The sequence below is a fragment of the Geodermatophilus arenarius genome (assembly GCF_042654585.1).
In the GTDB taxonomy this organism is placed as follows: domain Bacteria; phylum Actinomycetota; class Actinomycetes; order Mycobacteriales; family Geodermatophilaceae; genus Geodermatophilus; species Geodermatophilus arenarius.
In genome coordinates, this window is the sequence record NZ_JBHSGR010000003.1 from 80,896 (window position 1) to 101,386 (window position 20,491).

The window sequence follows — 20,491 nt, forward strand, 5'->3', positions numbered from 1 at the left end:
CCGCCGGTAGGATCGACCGGTGCGTCCGGGCGCCGGTGCCGGGCGTCGGGACGAGGGAGGACAGTCGTGAGCGGCCATTCCAAGTGGGCGACCACCAAGCACAAGAAGGCCGCGATCGACGCCAAGCGCGGCAAGCTGTTCGCCAAGCTGATCAAGAACATCGAGGTCGCCGCCCGGACCGGTGGCGGTGACCCGGCGGGCAACCCGACGCTCTACGACGCCATCCAGAAGGCGAAGAAGTCCTCGGTCCCCAACGACAACATCGACCGCGCGGTCAAGCGCGGCTCGGGCGCCGAGGCCGGTGGCGTCGAGTACCAGTCGATCACCTACGAGGGCTACGCCTCCGGCGGCGTCGCGGTGCTCGTCGAGTGCCTCACCGACAACCGCAACCGGTCGGCCTCCGAGGTGCGCACCGCGATGACCCGCAACGGCGGCTCGATGGCCGACCCCGGCTCGGTGTCCTACCTGTTCACGCGCAAGGGCGTCATCGTCGTCCCGCAGGCCGACGGCGTCGACGAGGACACCGTCCTCATGGCGGTCCTCGACGCCGGCGCCGAGGAGGTCCGCGACCTCGGCGACACCTTCGAGGTCGTCTGCGAGCCCGGTGACCTGGTCGCCGTCCGCACCGCGCTGCAGGACGCCGGCATCGACTACGACTCGGCCGAGGCCGGGTTCGTGCCCAGCGTCACCGTCGAGCTCGACGAGGAGGGCGCCGGCAAGGTGTTCCGCCTCATCGACGCGCTCGAGGACCTCGACGACGTCCAGAACGTCTACGCCAACTACGACGTCTCCGACGAGGTGCTCGAGAAGGTCGGCTGAGGCGCCACCGGCGCACCGGCCGCCCCGGACGCCACACCGGCAGCGGCCCGATCCGGTCCGCCGGCCCCGGCACGGGGCGACGCGCCGCCTCCCGCGGCGCCCGGCGGACGCGGGTGGGCTCGGCGGGGTCGCGCCGCCCACCCCGGGCGCCGCGGCGACGGTCCGCCGCGCCGGAGCCCGCCCGCCGCCCTGCCGCTGGACGTCGACACCGGCGGCTCCGCCCAGGTGGCCGGACCCGGGCGCCGCGCCGCTGGTGGCCGCCGGGGTCGGCTGAGCGCCCGCGTGTCGCTCCCCGGACCGTGCCGCGTGTTGCGTCCCGGGGCCGTCGTCGGGGACGGTTACGGTTGCGGTCGAACACGCGTTCGGTGAGAGGGGGAGCGGGCATGCGGGTGCTCGGCATCGACCCGGGGCTGACCCGGTGCGGCTGGGGTGTGGTCGACGGCCGTCCCGGCGCGCGCCCGGCCGCCGTGGGCGTCGGCGTGATCCGCAGCTCCGCGGACCTGGACCTGGAGCTGCGGCTGCTGGAGCTGCACACCCAGGTCACCGCGCTGCTGCGCGAGCACCGGCCCGACGTCGTGGCCATCGAGCGGGTCTTCACCCAGAACAACAAGGGCACCGCCACCGGGACCGCGCAGGCGGCCGGGGTCGCGGCGCTGGCCGCGGCGCAGGCAGACCGGCCGGTCGCCTGGCACACGCCCAGCGAGGTCAAGGCGGCCATCTCCGGCAACGGCCGCGCGGACAAGGAGCAGGTCACCCTCATGGTCACCCGGGTGCTGGGGCTGACGTCGGCCCCCAAGCCGGCCGACGCCGCCGACGCGCTGGCGCTGGCGGTCTGCCACGTGTGGCGCGGCCCGGCCCAGGACCGGCTGCGGGTCGCGGCGATCGCCGGCGGCATCGGCGCGCCGGTGGTGCAGCGGACGCTGCCGCGCTGGCGGGGGGTGTCCCGGTGATCGCCTCGGTGAGCGGCCGGGTCGCCGCGGTCGGCCCCGAGGGCGCGGTCGTCGAGGTCGGCGGCATCGGCCTGGCCGTGCAGTGCACGCCCGGCACCATCGCCCGGCTCGCGGTGGGGGAGGACGCCCGCCTGGCCACCAGCCTGGTCGTGCGCGAGGACTCCCTCACCCTCTACGGCTTCGCCGACGACGACGAGCGGCAGCTGTTCGAGCTGCTGCAGACCGCCAACGGCGTCGGCCCGCGGCTGGCGCAGGCGGTGCTGGCCATCCACCCGCCGCGCGAGGTCCGCCGCGCGGTGTCCACGGCCGACGTCAAGGCGCTCATGCAGGTGCCCGGCATCGGCAAGAAGGGCGCCGAGCGGCTGATCCTCGAGCTGCGCGACCGGCTCGGCGCCACCACCACCGACACCCAGCTGGACGGCCCCGCCCCGGCCGGCCTCGCGCCGGTCACCCCGGTGGCGCCCTGGCGCGACCAGCTGTCCTCGGCCCTGGTCGGGCTCGGCTGGTCCACCAAGGAGGCGGACACCGCGCTCACCGCCCTCGCCCCGGTCGCCGACGAGCAGCTCGCCGGCACCGGCCGGGTCGACGTCGCGCTGCTGCTGCGCCAGGCGCTGCAGCTGCTGGGCCGGTCGTGAGCGCCCCGTTCGACCGGTCGCTGACCGGCGAGGTGGAGTCCGGCATCAGCCGCGACTTCGCCGTCTCCCCGCAGGCCGGGGACGAGGAGCGGGTGGTCGAGTCCGCGCTGCGGCCGCACTCGCTCACCGACTTCATCGGCCAGCCCAAGGTCGCCCGCCAGCTCGCGCTGGTCCTCGAGGGCGCCAAGCGCCGGGGCCGCCCGCCGGACCACGTGCTGCTGTCCGGCCCGCCCGGGCTCGGCAAGACCAGCCTCGCGCTGATCATCGGCTCGGAGCTCGGCACCTCGGTCAAGATCACCAGCGGCCCGGCGATCGAGCGCTCCGGCGACCTCGCCGCGATGCTGTCCAACCTCGGCCCCGGCGACGTGCTGTTCATCGACGAGATCCACCGCATCGCGCGGCCCGCCGAGGAACTGCTGTACATGGCGATGGAGGACTTCCGGGTCGACGTCGTCGTCGGCAAGGGGCCCGGCGCCACCGCGATCCCGCTGGAGATCAACCCGTTCACCCTGGTCGGCGCGACCACCCGTGCCGGGCTGCTGACCGGGCCGCTGCGCGACCGGTTCGGCTTCGTCGGGCAGATGGAGTTCTACGAGCCGGCCGAGCTGCAGCAGGTGCTCGCCCGCAGCGCCGACCTGCTCGGCGTCGAGCTCACCGACGACGGCTCGGCCGAGATCGCCGGCCGCTCCCGCGGGACGCCGCGCATCGCCAACCGGCTGCTGCGCCGGGTGCGCGACTACGCCGAGGTCGAGGCCGACGGCCGGGTCACCCGTGCCGTGGCGCAGGCCGCGCTGGCGCTCTACGACGTCGACGACCTGGGGCTGGACCGGCTGGACCGGGCGGTGCTCGAGGCGCTGGTCGTGCGCTTCTCCGGCGGCCCGGTCGGCGTCTCCACGCTGGCGGTCGCGGTGGGGGAGGAGCCCACCACCGTCGAGGAGGTGTGCGAGCCCTTCCTCGTCCGCGCCGGCCTGCTCGCCCGCACCCCCCGCGGGCGGGTGGCCACCGAGGCGGCCTGGCGGCACCTCGGCCACCCGGTGCCGCGCGGCGGCATCCCCCTCGGGGGTGTCACAGCCGTCCCGCGTGACCCGGGCGCGTCGTCGGAACCGCTCTTCGACGCCTAGACTCATCGGCGCTGGCGCGCAACTCGGCCCTCCCCGGGCCGACCGGTCCCGGCCGTGCGATCCCGTGTCGGCGCGGACGGTGCCCCGCGCGCCACGACCGACGTACCCGAGCGGTCCCGACCCGGGCCGCACCGACCGCGTGCAGCCGACGCGGTAGAGAGGCACTCCCGTCGTGGAACTGTTCCCCCTGCTCCTGCTCGTCCTGGCGTTCGTGGCGCTGGTCGTGCTCCCCGCGCGGGCCCGCAAGCGCCAGCAGACCCAGACCCAGTCGGCGCTGGCGATCGGCGTGCCGGTCACCATGGCCGGCGGCGTGTACGGCACGGTGGCCGGTCTCGACGACCCGGCCACCATCCAGGTCCAGATCGCCCCGGGCGTCGTCGTGACCTACGCCCGGCAGGCGGTCCTCCAGGTCCGCCCGGTGGCCGGCGAGGTGCCCGGCCCGGTGGTGTCGGGGGAGACCGTGGTCGAGCCCGCCCCGGACGAGACCACGCCCCGGGACGACCGGCCGGGCGACGGCTCCACCGGCAAGACCCTCTGACGGAGGACCCGTGGCCAACCGCGCCCTGCCGGCACGCCGCTACTTCGGCGCGCTGGTCCTGATCGTGGCCGTCATGTACGGCCTGATCTTCCTCACCGGCTCCGACCGCACCCCCCAGCTCGGCCTGGACCTGCGCGGCGGGACCACGGTCACGCTGACCGCGCGCACGCCCGACGGGCAGGCGCCGGCACCCGAGGACCTCGAGCTCGCCCGCCAGATCATCGAGCAGCGGGTCAACGGCCTCGGCGTGGCCGAGGCCGAGGTGGTCACCGAGGGCGAGGCCAACATCGTCATCTCGGTGCCCGGCGACGACGGCGAGCAGGCCCGCGAGCTCGGCCAGACCGCCCAGCTGCGCTTCCGCCCGGTGGTCACCGGCCCCGAGGCGGCCGCGCCCGCCGAGAGCACCGACGGCGCGACGCCGAGCGACTCCGCGACGCCGACCGACGGCGCCACGCCGACGGACTCCGCGGCACCCACCGACAGCGCGGCCCCGACCGACGCGGCCACCCCGACCGACGCCGCGACGACGGACTCCGCCACCCCGAGCGACGGCGCGGTGAGCGACCCCGCGCTCGACCCGGACCGGCCCGCGGTGACCCAGGAGGAGGCCGCGGCGCAGTACGCGACGCTGACCTGCGCCCCCGAGGACACCACCAGCGAGGTCGCCCGCCCCGACGACTACGTCGCCGCGTGCAGCGAGGACGGCACGCAGAAGTACCTGCTCGGCCCGACGATCATCGAGGGCACCGAGATCGCCGACGCCAGCGCCGGCACGCAGCAGACCACCGGCGAGTGGGTCGTGCTGCTGGACTTCAACTCCGAGGGCCGCGCCACCTGGGCGGAGTACACCGCCGCCAACGTCGGCACCAACGTCGCCTTCACCCTCGACGGCCGGGTCGTCTCCGCGCCCACCATCCAGGGCGCCATCAACGGCCAGACGACGATCACCGGCTCGTTCGACCAGGCCGGCGCCGAGGAGCTGGCCAACCAGCTGCGCTACGGCGCGCTGCCGCTGACCTTCGAGCAGGCCACCGCCCAGTCGATCTCCACCGAGCTCGGCGCCGAGCAGCTCAAGGCCGGGCTCATCGCCGGCGCCATCGGCATCGCGCTCGTGTTCGTCTACGCGCTGGTCTACTACCGGCTGCTGGGCCTGGTCATGATCGTCAGCCTGCTGCTGTCGGCGGTCGTGGTCTACGCCAGCCTCGTGCTGCTGGGCCGGGAGATCGGGTTCACGCTGAGCCTCGCCGGCATCGCCGGGTTCATCGTCTCGATCGGCATCACGGCGGACTCGTTCGTCGTCTACTTCGAGCGCCTCAAGGACGAGATCCGCGAGGGCCGGACGCTGCGCTCAGCGGTGCCGCGCGCCTGGGTCCGCGCCCGCCGCACGATCCTCTCGGCCGACGCGGTCAGCTTCCTCGCCGCGGCCATCCTCTACTGGCTGGCCATCGGCGACGTGAAGGGCTTCGCGTTCACCCTCGGCCTGTCCACGGTCCTGGACCTGGTCGTCGTCTTCCTCTTCACCCACCCGCTGATGGCCGTGCTCGCCCGGTTCCGGTCGTTCGGCTCGAGCCGGTTCTCGGGCCTCGGCCAGGTCGACCGGTCCCTGCGCTCGGCCGCCCCGGCCGTGCGCGCGGAGCGCGAACTGGTCGGCGCCGGGTCGGGTGCCCGCGCGTCGCAGGACAGGAGCAGGGCATGACCGGCCGCAGGGACGACACCGGGCAGGACACCCCGGTGCCGGTGGGCACCGAGGCCGACGAGGCCCGCGCGGCCGGCGCGGCGGCGGCCGCGGACGCCGCCGCGGCCGCCGCCGACGCCGCGCTGGCCGACGCCGGCCTGCCGGCGGAGGGCAGCGCGGCCCGCCGCCCCGGACGGCGGGCCTCCCTGGCGCACCGCCTCTACAACGGCGAGGCCGGCCTCGACGTCGTCGGCCGCAGCCGGCTCATCTACAAGGTCACCGCGGTGATCGTGCTGGTCTGCATCGCCTCGATGGTGTTCCGCGGCTTCAACTTCGGCATCGACTTCGCCGGCGGCAACAGCTTCCGGCTGCCCGGCGGCACGGAGCAGCTGGAGCAGGTGCGCGAGGCCGCCACCGACGCCGGCGCCGACGTCGCCTCGGCGCAGGTGGTCGGCGGCGACGAGATCCTGCTGCGCACCGGCGCGCTGGACAACGAGGGCGAGCGGGCGGTCGTCGAGGCGGTGGCGGACGCCGCCGGCGTCGACGCGGGTGCCGTCAGCCCCGAGTCGGTGAGCGCCGAGTGGGGCCAGGACATCACCGACCAGGCGCTCATCGCGCTGGCGGTGTTCCTCGCCGCGGTCATCGCGTTCCTGGCCATCCGGTTCCAGCCGAAGATGGCCGTCGGCGCCATCGCCGCGCTGCTGCACGACCTCGTGGTCACCGCGGGCGTCTACTCGCTCGTCGGCTTCGAGGTCACGCCGTCGACGATCATCGGCCTGCTGACCATCCTCGGGTTCTCCCTCTACGACACCGTCGTCGTCTTCGACAAGGTCGACGAGAACACCCGCGGCCTGGCGCAGAGCGCGCGCATGACCTGGGGCGAGGCGGCCAACCTCGCGGTCAACCAGACCCTCATGCGCTCGATCAACACCTCGGTGATCGCGCTGCTGCCGGTGGCCGGGCTGCTGTTCGTCGGGGCGGGCCTGCTCGGCGTCGGCACGCTCAAGGACCTCGCGCTGGTGCTGTTCGTCGGTCTCGCGGCGGGCGCCTACTCGTCGATCTTCCTGGCCACGCCGATCGTCGCCGACCTCAAGGAGCGCGAGCCCGAGGTGGTCGCGCTGCGCAAGCGGGTGCTCGCCCGCCGCTCGGCCGCCGCCCGTCAGGGCGCCCGCGCCGCGGCCGGGCCTGTCGCCAGCGCCCGCCGGGCCCGCGGCGGCGCCCCCCGCGGCGGGCTGGCCCTCGCCCAGCGGGACGCCGGGTCGCTGGGCCCGGCGGAGGCCGACGTCGTCGTCGAGTCGCCGGCCTCGGTCGGTCCCGACGCCGGCCGGCCGCGCGGCGCCACCGCGGCGCCGCGACCGGGCGTCCGGCCGCAGCGGCCGGGCGGGGCGAAGAAGCGCCGGTGAGCACCGCCGAGGCGCTGCCGCCCCTCGACGAGCTCATCGCCTCGCTGGCCGTCGACGTCCCGGACTTCCCCGAGCCCGGGGTCGTCTTCCGCGACCTCACGCCGGTGTTCGCCGACGGCCCGGCCTTCCGCCGCATGGTGGAGGGCCTGGCCGCGCCGGTGCTGGTGGACCCGCGGGCGGCGGCGGTCGCGCACACCGACGACGGCCGCCCCGGCGACCCGGGCTTCGACGTCGTGGTCGGCGTCGAGGCCCGCGGGTTCCTGCTGGCCGCGGCGGTCGCGCTGCACGCCGGCGTCGGCGTCGTGCCGGTGCGCAAGGCCGGCAAGCTGCCCCGGGAGCGGATCGCCGCCGAGTACGTGCTCGAGTACGGCACCGCGACCGTCGAGATGCACACCGACTCGCTGCGCCGCGGGCAGCGGGTGCTGCTGGTCGACGACGTGCTCGCCACCGGCGGCACGCTGGCGGCCTCCGTCGCGCTGGTCGAGGAGCTCGGAGGCGTGGTGACCGCGGTGTCGGTGGTCGTCGAGCTGGCCGCCCTCGGCGGCCGCGAGCGCCTCGCCCCGCACGCCGTGCACACCCTCTGGACCACCTGAGGAGGAGCCCCGGCCCGGTGGCGCCGCACCCCTGGCGGGCGCGGCTAGCATGGTGCCGGTCGTTCCTCCTCAGCCTCCGCAGGAGTCGCCGTGGCACCCGACGCGCCCGCCACCCGCGTGGCTGGCGCGCGGCCCGAGGAGGACCCGGCCCCGCCGCAGGACCAGCGCGCCCCGCTGCCGTCCCGGCCGCTGGTCCGCCGGCCCGACGACGTCGGCAGCGAGCCGCCGGAGGAGGGCGCCCCCGCCCGCCCGCGCCGGGTGCGCGACCGGCTGGCCCGCCGCATCGTCGCCGGCCAGCGCAGCGAGGTCCGCCCGGTGCTCGAGCCGCTGGCCGCGCTGCACCGGCAGAGCCACCCCAAGGCCGACCTCGCGCTGCTGCAGCGGGCCTACGACGTCGCCGAGGCCGCGCACGCCACCCAGAAGCGCAAGAGCGGCGACCCCTACATCACCCACCCGCTGGCCGTGGCCACCGTGCTCGCCGGGCTCGGGATGGACACCACGACGCTGGTCGCCGCGCTGCTGCACGACACCGTCGAGGACACCGGCAAGACCCTCGAGGCCATCAGCGCGGACTTCGGCCCCGAGGTCGCCCACCTCGTCGACGGCGTCACCAAGATCGACAAGGTGAAGCTGGGCGACGCCGCCCAGGCCGAGACGATCCGCAAGATGATCGTCGCGATGGCCCGCGACCCCCGGGTGCTGGTCATCAAGCTCGCCGACCGGCTGCACAACATGCGCACGCTGCGCTTTCTCCCGCCGGAGAAGCAGGAGAAGAAGGCGCGCGAGACGCTGGAGATCCTCGCCCCGCTGGCCCACCGCCTGGGCATGAACACGATCAAGTGGGAGCTCGAGGACCTCGCGTTCGCCACGCTCTACCCCAAGCGCTACGACGAGATCGTCCGGCTGGTCGCCGAGCGGGCGCCCTCCCGCGACACCTACCTCGCCGAGGTGACCGCGGCGGTCACCGAGCAGCTCAAGGCGGCCGGCATCCAGGCCGTCGTCACCGGCCGGCCCAAGCACTACTACTCGATCTACCAGAAGATGATCGTCCGCGGCCGGGACTTCACCGACATCTGGGACCTGGTCGGCATCCGGATCCTGGTGGACACCGTCCGCGACTGCTACGCGGCGCTGGGCATCATGCACGCGCACTGGCAGCCGGTGCCCGGGCGCTTCAAGGACTTCGTCGCGATGCCGAAGTTCAACATGTACCAGTCGCTGCACACGACGGTCATCGGGCCGCAGGGCAAGCCGGTCGAGCTGCAGATCCGCACGCACGACATGCACCGCACCGCCGAGTACGGCATCGCCGCGCACTGGAAGTACAAGGAGAAGGCGCGGCAGGGCGGCAAGCCCGGCCCGGGGGAGTTCGGCGCCGCGAAGGCCGGCACGCCCGACGACATGCTGTGGCTGCGCCAGCTGCTGGACTGGCAGCGCGAGGCCCAGGAGCCCGGCGAGTTCCTCGAGACCCTGCGCTACGACCTGGGTCCGCAGGAGGTCTTCGTCTTCACGCCCAAGGGCGACGTCATGAGCCTGCCCGGCGGGTCGACGCCGGTGGACTTCGCCTACGCGGTGCACACCGAGGTCGGCCACCGCTGCATCGGCGCCCGGGTCAACGGCACGCTGGTCAGCCTGGACAGCAAGCTGTCCAACGGCGACGTCGTCGAGATCTTCACCTCCCGCTCGCCCACGGCCGGCCCCTCGAAGGACTGGCTGTCCTTCGTCGGCTCCTCCCGCGCGCGGACCAAGATCCGCCAGTGGTTCACCAAGGAGCGCCGCGACGACGCCGTCGAGGCCGGCAAGGAGGCCCTGACCCGCGCCATGCGCAAGGCGGGCCTGCCGCTGCAGCGGCTGCTCGGCGGCGAGGCGCTGGTCACGCTGGCCAAGGACCTCCGCTACGCCGACGTCACCGCGCTGTACGCGGCGGTGGGGGAGAACCAGATCTCCGCGGCGTCGGTGGTCGACAAGCTGATCACCGCGCTCGGCGGCGCCGAGGGCGCGGTCGAGGACATCGCCGAGACCGCGATCCCCACGCGGCGGCCGCTGCACCGCCGGCCGGCCAGCGGCGACCCCGGGATCGTCGTCCACGGGATGAGCGACGTCTGGGCCAAGCTCGCCAAGTGCTGCACCCCGGTGCCCGGCGACGACGTCCTCGGCTTCGTCACCCGCGGCGGCGGGGTGAGCGTGCACCGCACCGACTGCACCAACGCCGCGGACCTGCGGCGCAAGAGCGAGCGGCTGGTCGAGGTCGAGTGGGCCAGCCAGCCCGGCTCGGTGTTCCTCGTCTCGATCCAGGTCGAGGCGCTGGACCGGCACCGGCTGCTGTCCGACGTCACCAAGGCGCTGGCCGACGAGCGGGTCAACATCCTGTCGGCGTCGGTGCAGACCAGCCGCGACCGGGTGGCGGTCAGCCGGTTCACCTTCGAGCTGGCCGACCCCGCGCACCTGGGCGCGGTGCTGCAGACGGTGCGCAACGTCGAGGGCGTCTTCGACGTCGAGCGCGTCACCGCCTGAACGCCACCACCGCGTACAGCGGGTCCCCGGCGCCGGGCGGGGTGCGCAGCGACACCTCCGGCTCGGTGAAGGCGCCGGCGCGCCGCACCAGCTCGGCGACCAGCGCGCCGTGCTGCTCGTCGGTCGTCGCCAGCCAGCCGTGCACGGCCTTGGTGGGGAAGCAGCGGTTCGAGAAGGTGACCACCAGCGGCCCACCCGGGCGCAGCACCCGCCCGGCCTCGGCGAGCACCTCGATCGGCCGGGTCAGGTAGTCGATCGACACGCAGCACACCGCGGCGTCGACGTCGCCGTCGGGCAGCGGCAGCCGCGGGTCGGCGTTGAGGTCCTGCACCACCCGCCCGGTGGCCGCGGGGTTGGCGGCGAGCTCGCGGGCGTTCATGCCGAGCACCACCAGCTCGGCCGGCGGGGTGCGGAAGTGCGAGACCCACGAGGACATGAGGTCCAGCACCCGGCGGGGGACCGGCGCCGAGCCGTCGATGCCGAGCTCCGCGTAGAGGTCGCCGACCGCGGCGATCGCGGCGTCGTCGATGTGGGTGACCAGCCGCGGCGGGCCGTAGAACTCCGCGTCGGGCCGCTCGTCGTCGCGCGCGAAGAACCCGGGCGGGAACCCCGCGTAGGCATCAGGTCGGGCGGTCACCGCCACGAGGTGCCCTCCGGCCCCGTCCCGGGCCCCGCCCCGGGCCTGCGAGGGGTGGGGAGGACGGGGCCCTTCGTCCGTCATCCCCCCACGGGGGTCATCGAGGTGACCGTCACCGGGACGGTGGGGGCGCCGCCGCCGGGCGAGGGGTCCAGCGAGCCGTCGTTGCCGTTGGCCGCCACCACGTCGAGGACGGCGAGGCCGCCGTCGTCGACGGTGCCGACGACGGTGTAGTCCGGCGGCAGCGAGCTGTCGCCCCAGACGAGGAAGAACTGGCTGCCGTCGAGGCCCTGCCCGCTGTTGGCCATCGCGACCGTGCCGCGGGGGTAGGTCTCGTCGCCGTCGACGTCGGTGGGGAAGGCGTAGGTCGGCCCGCCGGCGCCGGTGCCGGTCGGATCGCCGCACTGCAGCACCTGCAGGCCCTCGCTGTCGACCTGCCGGTGGCAGGAGGAGCCGTCGAAGAAGCCCTGCGCGGCCAGGTGGAGCATGCTCGCCGCCGCGCACGGGGCGCCGGCCCGGTCCAGGGTGAGCGTCAGCTCGCCCAGGCTGGTGGTCATCCGCAGCGCCGCGGTGCCCTCGGCGGGCACCTCGTCGTCGGGCGGGGCCACCTCCACGGCGTAGGGGTTGCCCGACCGGGCGGCCACCCACTCGCAGGCCACCGTCGCGGTGCCCGCACCGCCGCCCGCGGCGTCGCCGGTCCCGTCGGGGACCGGCGACGCCGAGCCGGGGACCGTGCCCGTGCAGGCCGACAGCGCCAGCAGGGCGCCGGTGACACCGGCGCCCGCCCGCGCCGGCCTCACGCGACGACGGTCATCGAGGTGATGGTCACCGGCAGGTTCGGGGCGCCGCCGCCGGGGCTCGGCTCGAACGAGCCGTCGTTGCCCGCCGCGGCGATGGTGTCGAGCACCGCGAGGCCCGCCTCGTCCACGGTGCCGACCGCCGTGTAGTCCGGGGGCAGGTCGGTGTCGACGAAGCAGAGGAAGAACTGGCTGCCCGTGGAGCCGGGCGTGCCGCTGTTCGCCATGGCGATCGTGCCGCGGGGGTAGGTCGTCTCCGGCGTGACCTCCTCGGCGAACTTGTAGGTCGGGCCGCCGGAGCCGGTGCCGGTCGGGTCGCCGCACTGCAGGACGCCGAAGGTCGGCTGGTTGACCTCGCGGTGGCAGGTGCTGCCGTCGAAGAACCGCTGCGAGGCGAGGAAGGCGAAGCTCGCCGCGGCGCAGGGGGCCTTGGCGCGGTCGAGGGTCAGGGGGACGTCGCCCTGGTCGGTGCTCATGAGCAGCTGCACGGTGCCGCTGGCCGGGGTGGAGGCCGGGTCCGGCGGGGTGCCGACGTCGGTCAGGTTCGGGTTGCCCGACGTGTCGGGCGCGTAGGTGCAGGTGACGGTTCCGTCGGCGTTGGTGACCGCCGGGGCCGCGGTCGCCTCGGTGCCCTCGGTGGCGGCGGCCGAGCTGCTGCTGGCGGCGGCCTGGGCGCTGTCGTCGTCGTCCCCGCCGAGCCCGGCCACCAGGGCCACCGCCCCGGCGACGAGCACGACGGCCATCACGGTCACCACGACGAGCAGGTTGCGACGGCGCTTGCGGGCGAGCTCGGCGCGCCGCTCGAGCTGGCGCTGCAGGCGGCGCTGGGCGGCAACCCGCCGCTGCTTGTTGGTCGGCACGGGTCGGGACACTCCTCGGACGGACGAGACGTTCCGCGGGGTCCGGACCCGGCCTCGGCCGCGCTCCGCGGTCTCCCCGCTGGTCGATCCGCGAGTGTAGGTGCCGCTCCTGTGGACCCTCGGTTGCCGGACCGGAGCGGCCCCGATCCCCCGCGTAACCTGCACGGGTGCTCATCCGCTCGTTCCCGGCCGGCGCCTTCGGCACCAACTGCTACGCCGTCGCCCCCGGGCCCGGCCAGGAGTGCGTCGTCGTCGACCCGGGCATGGACGCGGTCGAGCCGCTGGCCCGGGTGCTCGCCGACGACGGCCTCAAGCCGGTCGCCGTCGTCCTCACCCACGGCCACCTCGACCACACCTTCTCCGTGCTGCCCGTCTGCGAGGGCTACGACATCCCGGCCTACCTGCACCCCGACGACTTGGGCATGCTCGCCGACCCCGCGCGATGGCACGGGCCGGCGCTGGCGCCGCTGATCACCGGCGTCCGGCTGCCCGACCCCACCGAGGTCGAGCCGCTCGCTGACGGCGCCGTCCTCCCGCTGGCCGGCGTCGAGCTGACCGTCCGCCACGCGCCCGGCCACACGCGGGGATCGGTGGTCTTCTCCCTCGACCTCGGGGAGGCCCCCGGCCTGCTGGCCGGCGACGTGCTGTTCGCCGGGTCGGTCGGCCGGGTGGACCTGCCCGGCGGCTCCTGGGAGGCGATGCTCACCTCGCTGCGCGAGGTGGTCCTGCCGCTGGACGACGAGACCGTCGTGCTGCCCGGCCACGGCCCGGCGACGACGATCGGGCGCGAGCGGGCGACCAACCCGTACCTCGCCGACGCCGCGTCGGCTCCGAGGGGACGCGGACTGTGAGCGGGCTGAGCGCGCCCAAGGGCACCTTCGACGTCCTGCCGCCGGACTCGGCGCGCTTCCTCGCCGTCCGCGAGACGCTCACCGCGCCGCTGCGGCGGGCCGGCTACGGCTACGTCGAGACGCCGGTGTTCGAGGAGACCGCGGTGTTCTCCCGCGGCGTGGGTGAGTCCACCGACGTCGTGACGAAGGAGATGTACACCTTCGACGACCGCGGCGGCCGATCGCTCACGCTGCGCCCCGAGCTCACCGCCGGGCTCATGCGCGCGTTCATCGAGCACCGGCTGCACACCGGGCCGCTGCCGGTGAAGCTGTGGACCGTCGGCTCGGCGTTCCGCTACGAGCGCCCGCAGGCCGGCCGCTACCGCCACTTCACGCAGGTGGACATGGAGGCCCTCGGCGTCGACGACCCCGCGCTGGACGCCGAGGTCGTGGCGCTGGGCGTGCAGGGGTTCCGCGACCTCGGCCTGCGGGACTTCGAGCTGCTGCTCACCTCGCTCGGTGACTCCACCTGCCGGCCGCAGTACCGCGAGCTGCTCGTCGCCTACCTGGAGAAGCTGGACCTCGACGAGGAGACCCGGCGCCGGGCGGAGATCAACCCGCTGCGGGTGCTCGACGACAAGCGGCCCGAGGTGCAGGCCCAGCTCGACGACGCCCCGCTGATGGTCGACCACCTGTCGGACTCCACGAAGGCGCACTACGACGCCGTCCGCCAGCACCTGACCGACCTCGGCGTGACCTGGACCGAGGCGCCCCGGCTGGTGCGCGGGCTGGACTACTACACGAAGACGACGTTCGAGTTCGTCCACCACGGGCTGGGCGCGCAGTCGGCGATCGGGGGCGGTGGGCGCTACGACGGGCTGTCCGCGGCGCTCGGCGGCCCGGACGTCAGCGGCATCGGGTACGCCGTCGGCGTCGACCGGACGCTGCTGGCCGTGCAGGCCGAGGGGCTCGACGTCGCCGCCGCGTCCGGCGTGCGGGCGTTCGTCGTGCCGCTGGGCGCCGACGCCAAGCGGCTGGCGGTCCGGCTGGTCGGGCAGCTGCGCGAGGCCGGTGTGTCCGCGGACACCGTCTACGGCGACCGTGGGCTCAAGGGCGCGATGAAGGCCGCCGACCGGTCGGGTGCCTCGCACGCGGTCGTCGTCGGCGAGCGGGACCTGGCCGAGGGCGTCGGCCAGCTGAAGGACCTGCGCACGGGGGAGCAGCGCGCCGTCCCCGTGGGTGACCTGTTCGAGGCGCTGAGAGCTGCGGTTGCTACGGGAGTGGTGAGCGAGTGATGGAGACCCGACCCCTCGGACGGACCGGCGCGGAGGTCGGCGTCGTCGGCCTGGGCACCTGGCAGCTGGGCGGTGACTGGGGCGACGTCGACGACGAGCGCGCCCTCGCCGTCCTGGAGGCGGCGCTCGACGACGGCGTGACGCTGCTCGACACCGCCGACGTCTACGGCGACGGCCGCAGCGAGGAGCGCATCCGCAAGGCGCTGGCCGCCCGGTCGGAGCGGCCGTTCGTGGCCACCAAGGCCGGCCGCCGCGCCGACCCGTTCGAGGCCGCGCAGTACACCCCGGAGAACCTGCGGGCCTGGGTCGACCGGTCGCGGCGCAACCTCGGCGTCGACACCCTCGACCTGGTGCAGCTGCACTGCCCGCCGACCGCGGTCTACTCCGACCAGCGGGTGTACGACGCGCTCGACTCCCTCGTCGAGGACGGCGCGATCGCGGCCTACGGCGTCTCGGTGGAGACCGTCGCCGAGGGGCTGACCGCCCTGGAGCACCCCGGCGTGGCGACGATCCAGGTGATCCTCAACGTCTTCCGCCGCAAGCCGCTGGAGGAGCTGCTGCCGGCCGCGGCCGCGCGCAGCGTCGGCATCCTGGCGCGGGTGCCGCTGGCCAGCGGCCTGCTGTCCGGGAAGTACGACGAGTCGACGACGTTCGGCGCCGACGACCACCGGAACTTCAACCGCAACGGCGACGCCTTCGACGTCGGCGAGACCTTCGCCGGCGTGCCCTACGAGGTCGGCGTGGCCGCCGCGCGCGAGTTCACGGCCGTCTGCGGTGACCGCTCGCCGGCCCAGGTGGCGCTGCGCTGGGTGGTCCAGCAGCCGGGCGTCACCTGCGTCATCCCCGGCGCCCGGTCGGTGGAGCAGGTGCGGTCGAACGTCGCCGCCGCCGACCTCGCGCCGCTGACCGACGCCGAGCTCGCCGACCTCGAGCGGCTCTACGACGAGCGCATCCGGCAGCACGTCCACGACCGCTGGTGATCCACCCTTCCCCGAGAGAGGCCTGACCGTGCTCCGCACCCACGACGCCGGCACGCTGCGCGCGTCCGACGCCGGTTCCACCGTCACCCTCGCCGGCTGGGTGGCCCGCCGGCGCGACCACGGCGGCGTCGTCTTCGTCGACCTGCGCGACGCCTCGGGCTACGTCCAGGTCGTCGTCCGCGAGGAGGAGGCGCACGCCCTCCGCAACGAGTTCTGCGTGCTGGTGACCGGCGAGGTCCGGCAGCGGCCGGCGGGCAACGAGAACCCCGAGCTGCCCACCGGCGAGATCGAGGTGGCCGCCGCCGAGCTGCGTGTGCTGTCGCCGGCGGCGCCGCTGCCGTTCCCGATCGAGACCGACCAGGCAGCCAGCGACGACGTCCGCTACAAGTACCGCTACCTGGACCTGCGCCGGCAGGGCCCGGCCCGGATCCTGCGGCTGCGCAGCGAGGTCAACCGGATCGCCCGCGGCGTCATGGCCGGCCACGGCTTCACCGAGGTGGAGACGCCGGACCTCACCCGCTCGACCCCCGAGGGCGCGCGCGACTTCCTCGTGCCGGTGCGGCTGCAGCCGGGCAAGTGGTACGCCCTGCCGCAGTCCCCGCAGCTGTTCAAGCAGCTGCTGATGATCGGCGGGCTGGAGCGCTACTACCAGATCGCCCGCTGCTTCCGGGACGAGGACTTCCGCGCCGACCGGCAGCCGGAGTTCACCCAGCTCGACTTCGAGATGAGCTTCGTCGAGCGCGACGACGTCCTGGCCGTGGTCGAGGACGTCGTCCGGACGCTGTGGCGCGAGCTGGCCTCCTACGACGTGCCCGAGATCCCGCGGATGACCTACCGCGAGGCGATGGACCGGTTCGGGTCGGACAAGCCCGACCTGCGCTTCGGCGTCGAGCTCACCGAGCTGACGGAGTTCTTCGCCGACACGCCGTTCCGGGTGTTCCAGGCGCCCTACGTCGGCGCGGTGGTCATGCCCGGCGGCGGCTCCCAGCCGCGGCGCGCGTTCGACGCCTGGCAGGACTGGGCCCGCTCGCGGGGCTACCGGGGCCTGGCGTACGTGACCGTCGCCGAGGACGGCACGCTCGGCGGCCCGGTGGCCAAGAACGTCTCCGACGCCGAGCGCGAGGGCCTCGTGGCCGCCGTCGGCGCGAACCCGGGGGACTGCGTGTTCTTCGCCGCGGGCCCGCGCCGGTCCTCCCAGGAGCTGCTCGGCGCCGCGCGCAACGAGATCGCCCGGCGGCTGGAGCTCGTCGAGCCCGGCTCCTGGTCGTTCCTGTTCGTCGTCGACTTCCCGATGTTCGAGGAGACCGAGGACGGCGACTGGACGTTCATGCACCACCCGTTCACCTCGCCCACCCCGGAGTGGCGGGAGCGGTTCGCCGAGGACAAGGCCGACGCGCTGTCGGACGCCTACGACCTCGTCGTCAACGGCAACGAGCTGGCCAGCGGGTCGGTCCGGATCGCGGACCCGGAGCTGCAGGAGCGGGTGTTCGAGACCCTCGGGATGTCCCGCGAGGAGGCCCGCGAGCGCTTCGGGTTCTTCCTCGAGGCGTTCGCCTACGGCCCGCCGCCGCACGCCGGCGCCGCGCTCGGCTGGGACCGGCTGACCGCGCTGCTGGCCGGGGTCGAGTCGATCCGCGAGGTCATCGCGTTCCCGAAGACCGGCGCCGGCTACGACCCGCTGACCGGCGCGCCGACGCCGATCACCGACGCGCAGCGCAAGGAGGCGGGCATCGACGCCGTCGCCGACGAGCCCGCGCTGCCCGGCGAGCCCGGCGCCCCCGGCCCGAGCGACCCGACCAGGTGAGGGCCCGGCCGGGCCGGCTGCTCAGCCGGCCCGGTCGGCCACCTCGGGCGGCCAGACGACGCGGAAGCGCTCGAACACGACCTCGAGCGCGTCGTCCCAGGTCTGCCCCCGGGCCTGCTGCGTGCGGGTGAAGTAGCGCAGGTGGCCCTCGAGCCAGCTCGCGCGGGTGCGGTCGTCCTCGCCCTCGTCCCACGCGAAGGCGTCGTCGACGCTGTCGAGACGGCCGATGCGCAGCTCGGTGCTGCGCAGGACCACGCGCGGGCGGCCCTCGCCGTCGCAGGCGATCCAGTGCCCGCCGATGCGGGGCAGCGGCACGCCCTCGTACGCGAAGTCCGCGACCAGGGCCGCGGTGGCCCGCTTGGTGCCGGTGAGCACCAGCCCGACCAGCTCGTCGGCGAGCGCGCGGCTGTCGCCGAAGCGCTCGACGGGCGGCTCGTCCTCGGGCGGGCCGCCCCCCGGCCGGCTCGCGGTGTACTCCCGCCACATCGCGGCGGCCTCCTCGCGGCGCGGCGCGGCCGGTGCGTCGTCGGTGCTCACCGGCCCATCCTCGACGCGCCGGGTGCCGCGGCGGGAGACTGCGCGCGCACGGACGGAGGTCTGCGATGCGCGTGGTGGTCGCCGCGATGCCCTTCGCCGGCCACGCGGCGCCCATGGCCGCGCTGGCCGGGGAGCTGACCGCCCGCGGGCACGAGGTGGTCGCCTACACCGGCCGGCGGTACGCCGCGCGGTTCACCGCGGTCGGGGCGTCCTGGCTGCCGTGGGAGCGGGCGCCGGACTTCGACGACACCGACCTGCGCGCGACCTTCGCGCAAGTGGGCGACGGCCGCGGCATGCGCGCGGTGGCCACGAACCTCGAGCACGTGTTCCTGCGCACCGGCGCGGGCCAGGCGCGGGACGTCGAGGCCGCCGGGCCGGTGGACCTGCTGGTCAGCGACCAGCTGGCGCTGGGCTGCAGCCTGGTCGCCGAGCGCACCGGGACCCCGTGGGCGTCGGTGTCGCTGGTGCCGCTGTCGATGCCGTCGCGGGACCTCCCGCCGTTCGGCACCGGCCTGCTGCCCGGGCGCGGCCGGCTCGGGCGGGCCCGCGACGCCGCGCTGCGGGCGCTGGTGGCGCGCACGCTGGTGCGCCGCATCGACGCCGTCCTCACCGAGGTGCGCGCCGAGGCCGGCCTGCCGCCGGCGCGGTCCACGGCGCTGGAGGCGTTCGCCTCGCCGCAGCTGGTGCTCGCCCACGGCGTCCCCGAGCTCGAGCACCCGCGCAGCGACCTGCCCCGTCAGGTGCACTTCGTCGGGCAGCTCGCGCCGCCGCCCGCCGGACGCGAGCCGCCGTCGTGGTGGCCGGGGCTGCTCGCCGACGGCCGCCCGGTCGTGCACGTCACCCAGGGCACCTACGACGTCGACCCGCGCGACCTGCTCCTCCCGGCCCTGCGCGGACTGGCAGGCGCCGACGTCGTGGTCGCGGCCGCCACCGGGTCCGGGGCGCTGCCGGCGGACGCCGTGCCACCGAACGCGCGGCAGGCGGAGCTCCTCCCGTACGACCTGCTGCTGCCGCGGACGGCGGTGGTGGTCACCAACGGCGGCTGGGGCGGTGTGCTGGCGGCGCTCGGGGCCGGGGTGCCGCTGGTGGTGGCCGGCGGCACGCTCGACAAGCCGGAGATCGCCCGCCGGGTGGCCGCCTCCGGCGCCGGCGTCGACCTGCGCACCGGCCGACCCGCGCCGCGGCAGGTGGCCGCCGCGGTGGAGCGGGTGCTCGCCGACCCCTCCTTCCGCGCGCGGGCGGCGGCCGTGGCGGCGTCCCTGGCCCGGCACGGCGGGGCGGCCGCCGCCGCCGACCTGCTGGAACGGCTGGTCGCCGAGGGCGGTCCGGTGGAGCGCGCCGACGCCGACCCGTGGGGTGTCGGGGGAGCGGTGGCGGGAGGCCGGTCCTAGGGTGCGGCGCATGCCGCTGCGCGCCCGCACCCTGCTCGGTCCCGGCCCCTCCAACCCCTACCCGGAGGCGACGGTCGCCCTCGGGCAGCCGCTGCTCGGCCACCTCGACCCGGTGTTCCTCGGCGTCCTCGACGAGACCTCCGAGCGGCTGCGCACCGTCTTCGGCACGGCCAACCGGCGCACGCTGCCGCTGTCGGCGACCGGGTCGGCGGGGATGGAGGCGGCGTTCGTCAACACCGTGGGGCCGGGCGACGTCGTCGTCGTGGCGGTCAACGGGCTCTTCGGCGAGCGGATGGTCGACGTCGCGTCCCGGTGCGGCGCCGAGGTGGTGCGGGTCGACCACGAGTGGGGCTCGCCCGTGGACGCCTCCCGGGTCCTGGAGGCGCACCCCGCGCCGAAGCTGATCGCGGCCGTCCACGCGGAGACCTCGACGGGCGTGCTGTCGGACCTGGAGCCGCTCGCGGCCGGCAAGGGCGACGCGCTGCTGCTCGCCGACTGCGTGACCTCGCTGGGCGGCATCCCGGTGCGGCTGGACGACTGGGGCGTCGACCTCGCCTACGCCGGCTCGCAGAAGTGCCTGGGCGTCGCGCCCGGGCTGGCGCCGTTCAGCATCTCCGACCGCGCGTGGGAGCGGCGGGTGGAGAAGCCGCGCAGCTGGTACCTCGACCTCGGCATGCTCGGTGGCTACGCGGGGGAGGCGGCCGGGTCGGGTGGCCGCACCTACCACCACACCGCGCCGACCGGGATGGTCGTGTCGCTGCACGCCGGGCTCGGCCGGATCCTCGACGAGGGCCTGGACGCGGTGCACGCCCGGCACGCCGAGGCCGGCCGGCTGCTGCACGAGGGCCTGCAGGAGATGGGCCTGGAGCTGTTCGCCGCGGAGGGGCACCGGCTGCCGGAGCTCACCACCGTGCGGGTGCCCGACGGCGTCGACTCCGCGGCCGTCCGCAAGGAGCTGCTCGAGCGCTACGACCTGGAGATCGGCGGCGGCGTCGGCGCGTACGCGGCCACGGTCTGGCGGATCGGGCTCATGGGCCACAACGCCCGCCCCGACACGGTCGCCCTGGTGCTCGCCGCGCTGCGCGAGGTCCTGGGCCGCTGAGCACTGCCGT

General features: G+C 75.3%; 19 protein-coding genes. 15 read left to right on the forward strand and 4 right to left on the reverse strand.

The window, feature by feature from the left end; all coding sequences use genetic code 11:
• Nucleotides 1–66 precede the first annotated feature (66 nt).
• The 9 genes from ACFO3M_RS04210 (at nucleotide 67) to ACFO3M_RS04250 (ending at nucleotide 10,248) form a co-directional block, all read left to right on the forward strand.
• Entirely contained in the window at nucleotides 67–819 is a 753-nt protein-coding gene (locus ACFO3M_RS04210) for a YebC/PmpR family DNA-binding transcriptional regulator (protein WP_387986741.1), read from the forward strand.
• Nucleotides 820–1,202: 383 nt separating this feature from the next.
• The gene (gene ruvC / locus ACFO3M_RS04215) at nucleotides 1,203–1,769 is read left to right on the forward strand and encodes a crossover junction endodeoxyribonuclease RuvC (RefSeq protein ID WP_387986744.1); all 567 of its coding nucleotides are present in this window, start codon (nucleotides 1,203–1,205) and stop codon (nucleotides 1,767–1,769) included.
• Nucleotides 1,766–2,404: a Holliday junction branch migration protein RuvA gene (ruvA, locus tag ACFO3M_RS04220; RefSeq protein ID WP_387986746.1), complete on the forward strand. Its 639-nt coding sequence runs from the start codon at nucleotides 1,766–1,768 to the stop codon at nucleotides 2,402–2,404. The genes ruvC and ruvA overlap by 4 nt, the downstream gene beginning before the upstream one ends.
• Nucleotides 2,401–3,525: a Holliday junction branch migration DNA helicase RuvB gene (gene ruvB, locus ACFO3M_RS04225; protein ID WP_456902765.1), complete on the forward strand. Its 1,125-nt coding sequence runs from the start codon at nucleotides 2,401–2,403 to the stop codon at nucleotides 3,523–3,525. Before ruvA ends, ruvB begins: the two co-directional genes overlap by 4 nt.
• A gap of 172 nt (nucleotides 3,526–3,697) precedes the next feature.
• Nucleotides 3,698–4,063 carry a preprotein translocase subunit YajC gene (locus ACFO3M_RS04230; protein WP_387986749.1) on the forward strand — a complete coding sequence of 122 codons (366 nt, stop codon included), beginning with the start codon at nucleotides 3,698–3,700 and terminating at the stop codon, nucleotides 4,061–4,063.
• A gap of 10 nt (nucleotides 4,064–4,073) precedes the next feature.
• The gene (gene secD / locus ACFO3M_RS04235; protein ID WP_387986752.1) at nucleotides 4,074–5,759 is read left to right on the forward strand and encodes a protein translocase subunit SecD; all 1,686 of its coding nucleotides are present in this window, start codon (nucleotides 4,074–4,076) and stop codon (nucleotides 5,757–5,759) included.
• Nucleotides 5,756–7,141: a protein translocase subunit SecF gene (gene secF, locus ACFO3M_RS04240; protein ID WP_387986754.1), complete on the forward strand. Its 1,386-nt coding sequence runs from the start codon at nucleotides 5,756–5,758 to the stop codon at nucleotides 7,139–7,141. The genes secD and secF overlap by 4 nt, the downstream gene beginning before the upstream one ends.
• Nucleotides 7,138–7,734, forward strand: a complete 597-nt coding sequence (locus ACFO3M_RS04245) for an adenine phosphoribosyltransferase (protein WP_387986756.1) — start codon at nucleotides 7,138–7,140, stop codon at nucleotides 7,732–7,734. The genes secF and ACFO3M_RS04245 overlap by 4 nt, the downstream gene beginning before the upstream one ends.
• Nucleotides 7,735–7,824: 90 nt before the next feature.
• Nucleotides 7,825–10,248: a RelA/SpoT family protein gene (locus ACFO3M_RS04250; RefSeq protein WP_387986759.1), complete on the forward strand. Its 2,424-nt coding sequence runs from the start codon at nucleotides 7,825–7,827 to the stop codon at nucleotides 10,246–10,248.
• Here the strand turns inward: ACFO3M_RS04250 and ACFO3M_RS04255 are convergent.
• The 3 genes from ACFO3M_RS04255 to ACFO3M_RS04265 form a co-directional block, all read right to left on the reverse strand.
• The gene (locus ACFO3M_RS04255) at nucleotides 10,238–10,885 is read right to left on the reverse strand and encodes a class I SAM-dependent methyltransferase (protein WP_387986762.1); all 648 of its coding nucleotides are present in this window, start codon (nucleotides 10,883–10,885) and stop codon (nucleotides 10,238–10,240) included. The genes ACFO3M_RS04250 and ACFO3M_RS04255 overlap by 11 nt on opposite strands.
• 80 nt (nucleotides 10,886–10,965) lie before the next feature.
• Entirely contained in the window at nucleotides 10,966–11,685 is a 720-nt protein-coding gene (locus ACFO3M_RS04260; protein ID WP_387986765.1) for a peptidylprolyl isomerase, read from the reverse strand.
• A complete protein-coding gene (locus ACFO3M_RS04265; RefSeq protein ID WP_387986768.1) occupies nucleotides 11,682–12,542 on the reverse strand; it encodes a peptidylprolyl isomerase in 861 nt (286 codons plus the stop codon). The genes ACFO3M_RS04260 and ACFO3M_RS04265 overlap by 4 nt, the downstream gene beginning before the upstream one ends.
• A 167-nt stretch (nucleotides 12,543–12,709) precedes the next feature.
• Here ACFO3M_RS04265 and ACFO3M_RS04270 point away from each other — a divergent pair, with 167 nt between their 5' ends.
• Genes ACFO3M_RS04270 through aspS form a run of 4 tightly spaced genes read left to right on the forward strand, consistent with a single transcriptional unit; the run spans nucleotide 12,710 to nucleotide 17,451 of the window.
• A complete protein-coding gene (locus tag ACFO3M_RS04270) occupies nucleotides 12,710–13,393 on the forward strand; it encodes an MBL fold metallo-hydrolase (protein ID WP_387986770.1) in 684 nt (227 codons plus the stop codon).
• The gene (hisS, locus tag ACFO3M_RS04275; RefSeq protein ID WP_387986773.1) at nucleotides 13,390–14,667 is read left to right on the forward strand and encodes a histidine--tRNA ligase; all 1,278 of its coding nucleotides are present in this window, start codon (nucleotides 13,390–13,392) and stop codon (nucleotides 14,665–14,667) included. Before ACFO3M_RS04270 ends, hisS begins: the two co-directional genes overlap by 4 nt.
• Nucleotides 14,667–15,647 carry an aldo/keto reductase gene (locus tag ACFO3M_RS04280; RefSeq protein ID WP_387986776.1) on the forward strand — a complete coding sequence of 327 codons (981 nt, stop codon included), beginning with the start codon at nucleotides 14,667–14,669 and terminating at the stop codon, nucleotides 15,645–15,647. Before hisS ends, ACFO3M_RS04280 begins: the two co-directional genes overlap by 1 nt.
• Nucleotides 15,648–15,675: 28 nt before the next feature.
• Entirely contained in the window at nucleotides 15,676–17,451 is a 1,776-nt protein-coding gene (gene aspS / locus ACFO3M_RS04285) for an aspartate--tRNA ligase (protein WP_387986779.1), read from the forward strand.
• 21 nt (nucleotides 17,452–17,472) lie between these two features.
• Here aspS and ACFO3M_RS04290 read toward each other — a convergent pair whose 3' ends face one another.
• A complete protein-coding gene (locus ACFO3M_RS04290; protein ID WP_387986781.1) occupies nucleotides 17,473–17,988 on the reverse strand; it encodes an ASCH domain-containing protein in 516 nt (171 codons plus the stop codon).
• Nucleotides 17,989–18,053: 65 nt separating this feature from the next.
• On the opposite strand from ACFO3M_RS04290, the gene ACFO3M_RS04295 reads away from it, so the two are divergent.
• Nucleotides 18,054–19,379 (forward strand): glycosyltransferase, encoded by a 1,326-nt coding sequence (locus ACFO3M_RS04295; RefSeq protein ID WP_387986784.1) that lies wholly within the window; start codon nucleotides 18,054–18,056, stop codon nucleotides 19,377–19,379.
• Nucleotides 19,380–19,389: 10 nt separating this feature from the next.
• Nucleotides 19,390–20,481: a pyridoxal-phosphate-dependent aminotransferase family protein gene (locus ACFO3M_RS04300; protein WP_387986787.1), complete on the forward strand. Its 1,092-nt coding sequence runs from the start codon at nucleotides 19,390–19,392 to the stop codon at nucleotides 20,479–20,481.
• Nucleotides 20,482–20,491 lie beyond the last annotated feature (10 nt).

What these genes read in the sequence shown, in the direction of transcription:
- secF (WP_387986754.1), top strand. Translation starts at nt 5,756, where the DNA reads ATGACCGGCCGCAGGGACGACACCGGGCAGGACACCCCGGTGCCGGTG.
- ACFO3M_RS04300 (WP_387986787.1), top strand. Translation starts at nt 19,390, where the DNA reads ATGCCGCTGCGCGCCCGCACCCTGCTCGGTCCCGGCCCCTCCAACCCC.
- ruvC (WP_387986744.1), top strand. Translation starts at nt 1,203, where the DNA reads ATGCGGGTGCTCGGCATCGACCCGGGGCTGACCCGGTGCGGCTGGGGT.
- ACFO3M_RS04280 (WP_387986776.1), top strand. Translation starts at nt 14,667, where the DNA reads ATGGAGACCCGACCCCTCGGACGGACCGGCGCGGAGGTCGGCGTCGTC.
- ACFO3M_RS04295 (WP_387986784.1), top strand. Translation starts at nt 18,054, where the DNA reads ATGCGCGTGGTGGTCGCCGCGATGCCCTTCGCCGGCCACGCGGCGCCC.